13 protein-coding genes are annotated in these 12,176 nt (G+C 66.2%); 2 read left to right on the forward strand and 11 right to left on the reverse strand.

Features of this window, described 5'->3' with window-relative positions; translation table 11 throughout:
* Positions 1–34 precede the first annotated feature (34 nt).
* Positions 35–379: a hypothetical protein gene (locus ACWIEX_RS14835; protein ID WP_454033795.1), complete on the forward strand. Its 345-nt coding sequence runs from the start codon at positions 35–37 to the stop codon at positions 377–379.
* A gap of 136 nt (positions 380–515) precedes the next feature.
* Here ACWIEX_RS14835 and ACWIEX_RS14840 read toward each other — a convergent pair whose 3' ends face one another.
* From ACWIEX_RS14840 to ACWIEX_RS14885, 10 genes are all read right to left on the reverse strand, one after another.
* Positions 516–2,603 (reverse strand): M3 family metallopeptidase, encoded by a 2,088-nt coding sequence (locus ACWIEX_RS14840; RefSeq protein WP_454033796.1) that lies wholly within the window; start codon positions 2,601–2,603, stop codon positions 516–518.
* A gap of 27 nt (positions 2,604–2,630) precedes the next feature.
* Positions 2,631–3,353 carry an NUDIX hydrolase gene (locus ACWIEX_RS14845; RefSeq protein ID WP_454033797.1) on the reverse strand — a complete coding sequence of 241 codons (723 nt, stop codon included), beginning with the start codon at positions 3,351–3,353 and terminating at the stop codon, positions 2,631–2,633.
* Positions 3,350–4,249 carry a PhzF family phenazine biosynthesis protein gene (locus ACWIEX_RS14850; RefSeq protein WP_454033798.1) on the reverse strand — a complete coding sequence of 300 codons (900 nt, stop codon included), beginning with the start codon at positions 4,247–4,249 and terminating at the stop codon, positions 3,350–3,352. Before ACWIEX_RS14850 ends, ACWIEX_RS14845 begins: the two co-directional genes overlap by 4 nt.
* 4 nt (positions 4,250–4,253) lie before the next feature.
* On the reverse strand, positions 4,254–5,369 hold the full coding sequence (locus ACWIEX_RS14855; RefSeq protein WP_454033799.1) for an endonuclease/exonuclease/phosphatase family protein: 1,116 nt from the start codon (positions 5,367–5,369) through the stop codon (positions 4,254–4,256).
* A 10-nt stretch (positions 5,370–5,379) separates the two neighbouring features.
* Positions 5,380–6,228 (reverse strand): pyridoxal kinase PdxY, encoded by an 849-nt coding sequence (gene pdxY / locus ACWIEX_RS14860; protein ID WP_454033800.1) that lies wholly within the window; start codon positions 6,226–6,228, stop codon positions 5,380–5,382.
* Between the two features lie 104 nt (positions 6,229–6,332).
* The gene (locus tag ACWIEX_RS14865) at positions 6,333–7,412 is read right to left on the reverse strand and encodes a sensor histidine kinase (RefSeq protein ID WP_454033801.1); all 1,080 of its coding nucleotides are present in this window, start codon (positions 7,410–7,412) and stop codon (positions 6,333–6,335) included.
* Between the two features lie 89 nt (positions 7,413–7,501).
* Positions 7,502–8,533, reverse strand: coding sequence for an ABC transporter substrate-binding protein (locus ACWIEX_RS14870; protein WP_454033802.1), 1,032 nt, complete (start codon positions 8,531–8,533; stop codon positions 7,502–7,504).
* Positions 8,534–8,628: 95 nt separating this feature from the next.
* Positions 8,629–9,120 (reverse strand): hypothetical protein, encoded by a 492-nt coding sequence (locus ACWIEX_RS14875; RefSeq protein ID WP_454033803.1) that lies wholly within the window; start codon positions 9,118–9,120, stop codon positions 8,629–8,631.
* A gap of 11 nt (positions 9,121–9,131) precedes the next feature.
* Positions 9,132–9,923, reverse strand: a complete 792-nt coding sequence (locus ACWIEX_RS14880; protein ID WP_454033804.1) for an ABC transporter permease — start codon at positions 9,921–9,923, stop codon at positions 9,132–9,134.
* On the reverse strand, positions 9,920–10,798 hold the full coding sequence (locus tag ACWIEX_RS14885; protein ID WP_454033805.1) for an ABC transporter ATP-binding protein: 879 nt from the start codon (positions 10,796–10,798) through the stop codon (positions 9,920–9,922). The genes ACWIEX_RS14880 and ACWIEX_RS14885 overlap by 4 nt, the downstream gene beginning before the upstream one ends.
* Positions 10,799–10,978: 180 nt before the next feature.
* On the opposite strand from ACWIEX_RS14885, the gene ACWIEX_RS14890 reads away from it, so the two are divergent.
* A complete protein-coding gene (locus ACWIEX_RS14890; protein ID WP_454033806.1) occupies positions 10,979–11,503 on the forward strand; it encodes a DedA family protein in 525 nt (174 codons plus the stop codon).
* A gap of 258 nt (positions 11,504–11,761) precedes the next feature.
* On the opposite strand, the gene ACWIEX_RS14895 is transcribed toward ACWIEX_RS14890, so the two are convergent.
* Positions 11,762–11,992 carry a hypothetical protein gene (locus ACWIEX_RS14895; protein ID WP_454033807.1) on the reverse strand — a complete coding sequence of 77 codons (231 nt, stop codon included), beginning with the start codon at positions 11,990–11,992 and terminating at the stop codon, positions 11,762–11,764.
* Positions 11,993–12,176: the final 184 nt, after the last annotated feature.

Consider the following 12,176-nt stretch of genomic DNA (forward strand, 5'->3'; position numbering starts at 1 on the left):
CATGCTTCCAGCTTGATCAGCCGGAGCCTCCCCGATGCGCGCCTCAACCGTCCTCGTCCCGGCCTTCGCCGCGCTCCTGCTCTCCGCCTGCCAGACGCCGTCCGGCGGCCCGCCCCCGGCTCCGCCACCGTCGCAGGCCGCGCCGGGCGTAACGCCGAGCACCTTCCACATGCCCTCGGGCACCGGCTGCTCCGGCGAGGTCGAGCGTTTCCAGGCGGTGATCGACAACGATCTGAATACCGGCCACACGACCAAGAGCGTGCATGACCGGGTCAGCGGCGAGATTTCGCGTGCCCGCTCGGCCTGCTCGGCCGGCAACGATGCCGGCGCGACCGGCCAGATCCGCGCCACCAAGGCGAAGTTCGGTTATCCGGGCTGAACCCTTCTCCCCTTGGGGGAGAAGGTGGCCCGGCGTAGCCGGGTCGGATGAGGGAAGACCGGGTGAGGCGCAGTCAAGACTGCCCTCATCCGTCTGCTTCGCAGACACCTTCTCCCCCGAGGGGAGAAGGAATTCCCTACGCCGCCAGCCCCCGCTTTTCCAGCAACGCATCCGGCGTCGGCAACCGCCCCCGGAAGAGCGTATAGGCCTCGGCCGCATCGCGGGTATCGCCGGCCGAGTAGATGTAGCGCTTCAGCTTCTCCGCGACCTTGGCTGAGAACACGTCGCCCGTCTCGGTGAAGGCGTTGAAGGCGTCGGCATCCATCACCTCGGACCAGAGATAGCTGTAATAGCCGGCCGAATAGCCGTCGCCCGAGAAGACATGGGTGAAATGCGGCGTGCGGTGCCGCATCGTGATCTCGCTGGGCATGCCGATGCGCGCGAGCTCCGCCGCCTCGAAGGCAAGCGGATCGACCTCTGCGGGCGCCTCCAGTGAGTGGAAGGCGAGATCGACCAGCGCCGAGGAGGTGTATTCCACCGTGGCGAAGCCCTGATTGAAGGTCTGTGCCTTTTCGATCTTCTCGATCAGCGCTTCCGGAATCGGCTCTCCGGTCTCCGCATGGTGGCAGTATTCGCGCATCACCTCGCGGGTCAGGAACCAGTGCTCGTAGAGCTGCGAGGGCAGCTCGACGAAATCGCGCGCAACCGAGGTGCCCGCGAGCGAGCCATAGGTCACGTCCGAGAGCAGGCCGTGCAGCGCATGGCCGAACTCGTGGAACAGCGTGCGCGCATCGTCGAGCGAGAGCAGCGCCGGCTTGCCCTCGGCGGGCTTCGCGAAATTGCAGACATTGACGATGATCGGCCGGGTCTCGCCGTCGAGCTTGCGCTGGCCGCGGAAGGCACTCATCCAGGCGCCCGAGCGCTTCGAGGCGCGCGCGAAATAATCGCCGACGAACAGGCCGATATGGCGCCCGCTAGCGCTCTCCGTCACCTCGAAGATGCGCACGTCCGGGTGATAGCCCTTCAGCTCCGGCCGCTCCGCGAAGGACAGCCCGAACAGCTTGCCGGCGACGTCGAAGGCCGCCTGCCGGACGCGGTCGAGCTGGAGATACTGCTTCAGCACGGCCTCATCGAGCGCATAGGTCTTCTGCCGGACCTTCTCGGCATAATGGCGCCAGTCCCAGGGATGGATCGGGCCGTTCTCGCCCTCGCTCTGCGCCAGCGCCGCGAGATCCGCGGCCTCGCGGGTTGCGCGCGCCTTGGCCGGCTTCCAGACCAATTCGAGCAGATCACGCACATGCTGCGGCGTCTTCGCCATGGCGTCGTCGAGCTTGAAATGCGCGAAGGTCGGATAACCCAGGAGCTTCGCCTTCTCGGCGCGGAGCTTCACCATCTCGGCGACGATGGCGCGGTTGTCGCTTTCACCGCCATTCTCGCCGCGCTTGCTCCAGGCGATGAAGGCTTCCTCGCGCAGGTCGCGGCGGGTCGAGAAGGTCAGGAACGGCTCGATGATCGAGCGCGACAGCGTCACCGCATGCTGGCCGGGCTTGCCGCGGTCGGCGGCGGCGCGCGCCATCGCTACCTTCACGAACTCCGGCAAGCCGGCAAGCCCGGCTTCGTCTTCGATGAAGAGCGCATAGGAGGATTCGTCCTTCAGCACGTTCTGGCTGAACTGCGTGCCGAGCCCGGCCAGGCACTCATTGATCGCGGCAAGCCGCTTCTTGTCCTCGACATCGAGCTTCGCACCCGAGCGGATGAAACCCTTGTAGCTGCGCTCCAGCAGGCGCGCCTGCTCCGGGTTCAGGCCGAGCCCATCGCGCTTGGCATTGACCGCATCGACGCGAGCGAACAGCCCCTCGTCCATCATGATCGCCGACCAGTGCCGCGAGGTGATCGGCGACATCTCGCGCTCGATCGCCTGCAAGGCCTCGTTCGTATCGGCGCCGGTGAGGTTGTAGAACACGCCGCCGACGCGGCTGAGCGCGCGCCCTGCCCGCTCCAGCGCCTCGATCGTGTTGGCGAAGTCCGGCGTGGCCTTGTCGGCCACGATCGCCGCGATCTCATCCTTATGCTTGGCCAGCGCCGCCTCGAAAGCCGGGCGGATATGTTCCGGTTTGATCGCAGCGAAGGGCGGCAATCGGAACGGCGTCTCCCAGCGCGTAGCAAACGGGTTCTCCGCCGGCAGCAGCAAGGCTTCGGGATAGGCGGTCGCGGCAGAATTCATCGGATCACTCTCGTCAGACAGGCAGGATCACTCGCCGTCGAAGATATGTGCGAGATAGCGGCGCATGAAGGGCGGCATGTCGTGCTTTTCGGTATCAGTGAGATCGCGCACGATGACGATGTCGGAAAGCTCCTCCTCTTCGAGGTGCTTCATCCGTTCCAGCATCAGCGCCCGCGCTTCATTGGCAGGAAGATCGATGCGGACTTCGCGCATGAAGGCGATGCGGCCCTGCTCGACCAGAGCCGTCCAGCCCTCGCCGACCTGGAGCTCCTCGACGCGCAGGCCGGTCTCCTCGGCGAGCTCGCGGGTGACGCTGCCGGCAAGGTCGAGCGTGCCGTCGGCGCGGGCGTCCTCGCGGTCCGGCGTGCCGGCAGCGAAATAGACCTTGCCGGCATTGGCGGTATGGTCGCCCATCCTGCCGCAGAGGAAGGCATCGTCATTGGCCCTGAGCGCCGCCATGGCGAAGCCGTTGCGGATGACGGGCCCCGGATGGCCAACATCGCGCCAGGTCATGAAGGCCGCATAATCGGTCTCGAAATAGCCGGCCTCGAACACGCCGTCGCGGATCGCGGCGCGATGCTGGAGCATGATGCGGCCGTTAAACATCGCCGGCTTGCCGGCACTGATCTTCGTCCAATGCGCCGCGATCAGCGCAGCATTCTCGCGCGCGAAGGCCCAGTCATAGGGCTCGACCAGGGCATCGACACGCGACAGCAAGACGATCGTGCCGTTCTCGACACCATCGCTCACAGCAGCACGCCCTCGCTCACCACGATTGCCGAGCCACCGATCCGTGCGGAGGCGAGCATGCCGCCGCGCACGCTCAGTTCCAGCGCGATCTGCGACGGCCGGCCCATCTCGTAACCTTGCTCGATGACGAGGCGGTGGTCGCCATCCTCGGGCTTGTCATAGGCCATGATCGCGCCGGCGAAGGCTGCGACCGCACTGCCCGTCGCCGGGTCCTCGACGACCCCGGCGCCCGGCCAGAACATGCGGGCATGGTAGTGATGCCCGACCTCGGCAGTCTCGCGGCAGTAGACGAAGGTGTTGCCGTTCGGCGTCGCCGCCATCACCCGCTCGAAAGCACCGGAAATCCTCGCCTTGGCGATCGCCTCGCGGCCGGCGACGGGCACGATCGTATAGGCGACGCCAGCCGAGAAGACGCTCGGTCGATGCGCATCAAAGCCGAGATCGGCCGGATCGAGCCCGAGCGCCTCCGCCAGTTGTGCCTCCGTGACCGACTGCGGGAGCTGCTCCGGCAGGCGCGGCAGGGTGAAGGTGGCATGGCCGGCATGGCTGCCCTTGATCGAGACCGCGCAGGAGACCGGCCCGACCTTCTCCTCCAGCACCAGCATGTCGGCGGGCTTGCCCTCGGCCTCGTCGGTCAGCGCCAGCCAGACCGCCGTACCGACAGTCGGATGGCCGGCGAAGGGCAGCTCGCCTCCCGGCGTGAAGATGCGGACGGAGGCGCGGTGCTCCGGTTTCTCCGGCGGCGCGACGAAGACCGTCTCGGACAGATTGAACTCCCGGGCGATGGCCTGCATCGCCTCGGTGTCGAGCCCTTCCGACTGGAGCACCACCGCCAGCGGATTGCCGGCATGGCGGCGCGTGGTGAAGACGTCGAGCGTGACGAAGCGGCGTTTCATCAGGTCACCCTTCCGGGATGTCGAGATCGATGGTGAGCGGGCAATGGTCGGAGGCCTTGGGCCGGTCCCAGCCGACGCGCGGATAGCGGTTGGCGCAGGTCGCGAGCTTCGCCATCGAGCGGTCCGGCTCGCGCGGATCGAGCGGCACGCGGTAAGGCAGTCCGCGCCGGATCATCTGCATGGCTGGCTTCGGGTTCACCGCCGCCAGCGCAGGCGAGAGCAGGATGCGGTCGAGCGGCATATGGCTGTCGACCAGCCTCTCCTGGCTTTCCGACCAGTAGCGCCGGAAATGCGTCCAGCGCTCATGCGCCGGCAGCGTCTCCATCGGATCGACAGCGAAATCATCGAGCAAAGGCTCGATGCCGCTATCGCCCTCATCGACCAGTTCGGCACGTGGGCCGAGGCCATGGCGATAACCGTTGAGATCGCCCAGCACGATCCAGTTGGCTTCGCGCCAGCCGCCGCCGAAGCGCTGCTGGATCAGCCAGCGCACGGCCCGCGCTTCAGCGCGGCGCACCGGCAGCGTCGCCGTCCGCCCGTCCTCCCGGCCGTTGTTCATCGACTTGAGATGGCAGCCGAACAGGCTGAGCCGTCGCCCGTCGAGCGTCAGCTCCACCTCCAGGCAGTCCCGCGCGAACACCTTGGCCTGCGGCCCGATGCCGAACAGGGCGAGCTCGCGGTCATGCACGCCGGCCTGTGCGAAGGTGAGGTCCTTGTGCGAGCGCACCGTGACCTGCCCCTGCCCGAACAGGTCGCGCCGCGCCGCGAAGCCGATATCGATGCTGCGGCGGTCATTGCCGTCGATCAGCGTGAAATGGCCGTAGCGGTGGTCGGCAATGCGGTGGACATAGTTGGCGAAGAAGGCCTGCAGGCTGGCGAGAGAATCGACCTCCTGCAGCATCCAGAGATCGGCCCGTGCCTCGGCGATGGCGAGCGCCGTCATCTGGCGCTTGTCGTCCTCGAGCGCGACCGCAAGCGAACGCTCCACGGCGTCGCGCTCGTCGGCGCGCGGGAAATGGAACAGTGACATCGCCGCTGCCGTCTCGGTGCGCCCGCCCGGCTCGAAGCGATGGCGCGTCAGCAGATTCTCGACATTGAAGGTGCCGACGCGCAGCTTCATCGCGAGGCGCTCAAATCGCTTCCGGCGCGAAGACCTGCGAGGGCGTGACGAACTCGTCCTGCGCCGCCACCGTCAGGATCTCGCGCGAGCCCGCCTCCTTGGTGCGCTTCAGCAGCCCGTAGATCGAGGATGCCGCCTTCGACAGTGCAGCCGCCGCCGATTCCTCGCGCAGGTAATGGGTGAAGAACAGCGCCGCGATCGCATCGCCCGCGCCGTTGACGCTGACATCGAGCTTGGGCGTGCGCACACGCCAGCTCCCCTTGGCATCCGCCGCCATCAGGTCGATCGAGTCGGCGGGCGTCTCTTCGGTGACGAGCGAGGTCACCATCACGACCTTCGGGCCGGCATCGCGCAGCGCTTCCACGGCGCGATGCGCGTCGGCGAGGGTCTTGATCTCGACATCGGTCAGCAATTCCAGCTCGAACTGGTTCGGCGTCACGATATCGGCGGCCGGCACCGCCTGCTCGCGCATGAACTCCGGGATGCCCGGCCGCACGAAGACGCCGCGCCCGACATCGCCGATCACCGGGTCGCAGCAATAGAGCGCCTTGGGATTGGCTGCCCGCACCCGCTCCACCGCCGAGAGGATCGCATGGCCGATATCGGCCGAGCCCATATAGCCGGAGATCACACCATCGCAATTGGCGAGCACGCCACGCTCGGCGATGCCCTCCATCACCTCGTCGATCATGCCGCCGTCGAAGACGCGGCCCTTCCAGCTGCCATAGCCGGTATGGTTTGAGAACTGCACCGTATGGATCGGCCAGACATCGACACCGAGCCGCTGCATCGGAAAGGTTGCGGAGGCGTTACCCACATGGCCATAGGCGACATGGGACTGGATCGAGAGAATATTCATGGTCCGAAGCGATACCCCGTTCGCGGTGGGAGCGCGAACCTAACGGCTCCGGCGCGAGGCGCAAATCGAAAGCGGTGAAGGAACCGATCGCTCGCGCAGAGCGGCTATTCCCGCGGAGCGATGTTGGCCATTGTCGTGGTCAGGACATAGCGCAGGCCTTCCGGCCGGTAATCCAGCTCGACCTCGCCCTGGAATTTCTGCGCCATGACGCGCTCCACCAGCCGCGAGCCGAAGCCCTGCCGCCGTGGCTTCGCGACCGGCGGCCCGCCGCTCTCGATCCATTCGAAGCGGAAGACATCCTCGGTCTGCGGCCGGCCGACGGACCAGCGGATCGCGACCTCGCCGGTCTCGACCGAGAGCGCGCCGTATTTGACCGCATTGGTCGCAAGCTCATTGGCCGCCAGTGCCAGTGTCATCGCCTGGTCGGCCGTCAGTTGCAGCGGCGGCCCGTCGATGCGAATCGTGCCGATATCCGAGCGATGCGGCGCCAGCGCCCCGTCGATCACGGTGCGGATCGGCGCGCTGCTCCAGCTCGACCGGGTCAGGATGTTGTGCGCCTCGCCCAAGGTCGCGATGCGGTCGCTGAGGATCGACTGCGCCTCTTCAAGCGTCTCCGCCGAGCGGAAGGTCTGGCTGGCGATCGCCGCGATCATTGCCAGCGTGTTCTTCATGCGATGGGCGAGCTCGGCATTGAGCAGGCGGCCATTGCGCTCCGCCTCCATCTTGCCGGTCGTCTCCATCACCGTGTCGATGATGCCGAGAACCCGGCCGTTCTCGTCGCGGATCGGGCTGTAGCAGAAGGTGAACCAGACCTCTTCCGGGTGGCCGTAGCGATCGGTGGTCAGCGGGAAATCCTCGATGAAGATCGCCTCGCCCGCAAACGCATTGTCGATCAGCGGCCCGATATCGTCCCAGACCTCCGACCAGACGTCGCGGAACGAACGGCCGAGCGCGCAGGGCTTGTCGCCCAGGATCGGCTGGAAGGCATCGTTGTGAATCGTGATCAGGTCCGCGCCCCAGACGATACATTTGGGAAAGCGCGAATTGACCATCATGCCGACGGCGATCTTCAGCGCGGCAGGCCAGCCGGCGATCGGCCCTAGCGGCGTGGAACTCCAATCATGCGCCCGGATGGCAGCAGCCATCGCGCCGCCGCCGTCCAGGAAGCCGGTTTCGCCGTTCACGTGATTCCCCCAGCGCGAATCCGCGCACCATGCACGGAACGCAGACCGAGCGCGACGTCAAAAGACAGGCGCCGCGCTCAGGCATGCGATCAGGAGCCGGAGGCGGCCTTCTTGGCGAAGCTGTCGATGAAGGTCTTCGACAGGTCGACATTCGAGTTGGTCAGCTCGGGGTCGAGCAGCTTGAGCGAGTCATACATGCTCTTCATCGCGTCGGGCGTGGCGATACCGGTGCGCGAATAGCTCTCCTGCGAGTTCTTGACCGCGCGGATGTAGAGCGCCTTGTCGCCGAGCAGATACTCTTCCGGCACCAGTGCCGCGACATCCTCGGGCTTGGCGGTCTCGAGCCATTTCAGCGACTTCATCAGCGCATTGACCAGCTTCTGGGTCGTGACCGGGTTCTTCTCGGCGAAGTCGTTCTTGAGATAGAGCACCGCCGCCGGGTTCGAGCCGCCGAACAGCGCCTTGGTGCCGGCCTCGGTGCGGGTGTCGATCAGCGAGACGATGTCGCCATCGGCCTCGAGCTTCGAGGTGACGGGATCGAGATGCGAGATCAGGTCGACCTGCTTCTGCTTGATCGCAGCGACCGCGCTGGCACCGGCGCCGACGCCGATGATCGCCGCATCCGTCGCCTTCAGGCCCGCCTTGACCATGGCATATTGCGCGGTCAGTGCCGTCGAGGAGCCCGGCGCCGTGACGCCGATCTTGAGGCCCTTGAAGTCGGCCGCCGACTTGACCTTGTCGGCGAGGTCCTTGCGCACGGCGATGGTGATGGCCGGGAAGCGCCCGAGTTCGATCACGGCGCGGATGTCCTGGCCCTTCGCCTGCATGCGGATCGTGTGCTCATAGGCACCGGTCACGACATCGACCGAGCCGCCGACCAGCGCTTGCAGCGATTTCGCTCCGCCGCCGAAATCGTTGATCTCGACATCGAGGCCCTGGTCCTTGAAATAACCCTTCCTCTCCGCGACCGTCAGCGGGAGATAATAGAGGAGCTGCTTGCCGCCGACGCCGAGCGTGAGCTTCGGCTTCTCGGCATTCTGGGCGAGCGCGGCATGCGGCGCAGCGCCGAGAGCGGTGGAAAGAGCGAGCACGGCCAATGCGCCGCGGCGGGTAAACTTCATGGCGAAACCTCCGGTCGAATGAAGAAGGCGCTTCTCGATGGCGCACTCGCCGTAACGATAGGCGAGATCATTTGTCCACGGCAAGCGAGCGAAATCTAACGGGGATTGCACAATTGGCGGAAGCGCGAGACATGGCGCTCAACCTGCGCGAGGTCGAAGGAGGCGGTGAACTTGCGTTTGACCGCGAACGCCATCGACTTGCCGGCGAGCAACTGCCGGAAGAGCCCGATCGCCTTGCTCCCGCCCAGCGTCAGGTAGTCGTCCCGGCTGTCCATGTGCTGGACGATGTCCTCGCCCCCGTCGCGCGAGATCGTAACGTCCTCGCCCTCGACCGCCCAGACGGCGCCCGCTCCGAAATCGAGCGCGACGCCATAAGTCGACATGTCGTCGACGCGGCAGGAGATTACAACCATCACGTCGCGGCCGCCGCTCGCCTTGCTGGTCAGCACGAGGCGGTTGCGCTTGGCGTTGGCGCGCCCGTCGGAATTGACTTGGAGCATCGCCTCCGTCCGCGCCTGCGCCGGAAGCGTCGCGCAGCACAGGCCGGCCACCACCGCGGAGGACAGGAGCAGCGCCGGGATCCGCATCGCCCCCTCCTTCAGGTCGCCGTGGTCGAGCTCTGGCCGGGTCGCCAGACCAGCAAGCGCTTCTCGACCAGCGTCACCAGCGCATCGATCGCGATGACGAAGATCGTCAGGATCAGCATGCCCGAGAACACGCCGGTGACGTCGAACACGCTCTCGGCCTCGTGAATCTTGTAGCCGAGCCCCGCCGACGATCCGAGATATTCGCCGACTACCGCGCCGACCAGCGCGAAACCGACGGAGGTGTGCAAGCTGGAGAACATCCAGGTCAGCGCGGACGGCCAGTAGACATGCTTGAAGAGCTGGCGCTCGTTCATGCCGAGCATGCGGGCATTGGCCAGAATCGTCGGCGAGACCTCGCGCACGCCCTGATAGACGTTGAAGAACACGATGAAGAAAACCAGCGTGAAGCCGAGCGCGACCTTCGACCAGATGCCCAGACCGAACCAGAGCGCGAAGATCGGCGCCAGAACGACGCGCGGCAGGGCGTTCGCCGCCTTGATATAGGGGTCGAACACGGCCGAGAGCAGCTCGCGCCGGGCGAAGGCGAAGCCGAACAGGATGCCGGCGAGCGAGCCGATGACGAAGGCGAGCACCGTCTCGGTCAGGGTGATGCCGAGATGCCAGTAGATATCGGCGCTGGTGAGCTGCTTGAAGGTGCGCGTCAGCACCGCGACCGGCGTCGAGAAGAAGAACTGCATCGTCTTGACGTCGCCGAACAGGCTCGTGGTCGTCACGACATGCCAGACCAGCAGGAAGGCCAGCATCACCAGGATCTGGAGCGAGATGAGCTTCACCCGCTTCATGATGCGTCTCCCCCGACGAGTTCGCGGCCCTCGCCCATCGCATAAGCCTTCTGCACCTCGACGCGCAGCGAGGACCAGATGTCGCGATGGATTTCGTGGAAAGCCTTCTCCAGCCGGATATCGGCGATGTCGCGCGGGCGCGGCAGGTCGACCTTGTAGTCGGCGACGATCCCCGCCGCGGGCCCCGCCGACATCACCACGACCCGGTCGGAGAGCGCGATCGCCTCCTCGAGATCATGGGTCACGAACATCAGCGCCTTGCGGTCGCGCGACCACAGGTCGAGCAGGAGATTGCCCATGATCTGCCGGGTCTGCGCGTCGAGCGGCCCGAAGGGCTCGTCCATCAGCAGGATCTCGGGATTGCGGATCAGCATCTGCGCGAGGCTGACGCGCTTGCGCTGCCCGCCCGAGAGCATGTGGGGATAGCGGTCGACGAAGGTCCTCAAGCCGACGCGACCGAGCCATTCGCGGGCGCGCTGGTCAGCCTCCTGGTTCGACACGCCCATCGGTTCCAGCGCGACCTTGACGTTGTCCAGCGCGGTCTTCCACGGCATCAGTGCATCCTGCTGGAAGAGATAGCCGGCGCGCCGGTTCAGCCCGGACAATGGCTTGCCGAAAATCCCGACCGAACCGGCCGAGGGCGAGAGCAGCCCCGCCGCCGCGTTCAGCAGCGTGGACTTGCCGCAGCCGGTCGGCCCGACGATCGAGACGAACTCGCCGGGATGAACCTTGAGATCGATGCCCTTGACCGCCTGGTAGCGGCCGCCATCGGCGAGATGGAAGGTGATGTCGACACCGCCGAGCTTGACCGCCGGATCGCCCGACGGACCCGTCCCTGCTCCCGCACCCTGGTGCGGGCGATCCTGCAACTCCATGAAATCCGTTTCCCCGTCAGGCGCCGTGCCGGGCCGCCAGCTTTTCCGCGTTGCCGGAATTAATAGGCGATCGCCCGGGGAAGGCAACGACCGGCCTGTGACCGCCCACCGCTTGCATCGCGCGTTCGGCCCGGCCATATGGCCTCAGCCGACCCCGACCGCTGGAGCCGACACGATCCCATGGCCGAACTCGAACAAGCCATGCAGGCGCTCGTCGAATTCATGCGGGTCCACCAGCAATGGGCCGTGCCGATCGTCTTCGCCGTCGCCTTCGCCGAATGCGTCGCGATTCTCTCCTGGCTGGTCCCGGCCACGGTGTTCTTCACCACCTTCGGTGCCGTCGCAGGCGCCTCGGGCCTCAATCTCGTGCCCCTGGCGCTGGCGGCCTCGCTCGGCGCGGGCAGCGGCTTCTGGGTGTCCTACTGGGCCGGGCTCCTGCTCGGGCCGCGCGTCCATGATTACTGGCCGTTCAGGAAGAACCCGCAACTGCTCGATCGCGGCCATGCCTTCTTCGAGAAATGGGGCATCGCCAGCATCCTGATCGGGCACTTTTTCGGCCCGCTCCGGGCGGTGATCGCCATCGTCGCCGGCATCGTCGCGATGCCGTTCTGGGCCTTCCAGCTCGCCAACTGGCTGGCCTCCTTCGCCTGGGGCTTCAGCCTGCTCTACGCGGTGGGGCGCGCCAGCGAGTTCTTCACTCGCTGAAGCCCGGTCCCGCCCTGTCCCAGGACCGGAATCGCCTTTCGCTCGGCCCACGCCCGCAAAAGCCTCCGGCGCCGGGCACCGGAGGCTTCGTCGTTCAGAACTCGAAGCGATGCCTCAAGCCAGGCCGAGGATCACCGCGAGCATCATCGCCAGCGACAGCGCCATCACGACGCGGATCGCCACGGGCGTTTCAAGAATGCGTAAGAGTACCATCACTGCCTCCCCTGCATCGGGCAAACACGAACGGTTTCGCAGAACTCAGTAGACCAGCTTCTCCACGGCGAACCACGCGATCGTCACGAGTATGAGCCCCGCGATCAGCACCATCAGGACCGGGCGGCCGAGAAAGCCCTGCCGCGCCTCGATCGGCGTCTCCACCGCGGGATCGGCATCGCTGTGATCATCGGCGCGCATCGGCGGAATCGGATCGCCGCCACGGGCCTTGTCCAAATCCTCGACCGGCACTCTGGGTCGGGTATCGACCGTCATGACCGTCTCCTTGAGGTCTCGCAGGCCCGATGGGCCATGCACCGCAAGGAAAACGCTCCGGCGCCGGGACGGTTCCCGCCAGCGCTTCAAAGAAAGCGGGCGGCGGCCTCCCGGCCACCGCCCGAAAATCGAAAATCGTTTGATATCAGTCGACTAAAAGGCGATCCGGAATCAGATCCGGAAC

The sequence above is a fragment of the Allobosea sp. NPDC055353 genome (genome assembly GCF_053644975.1).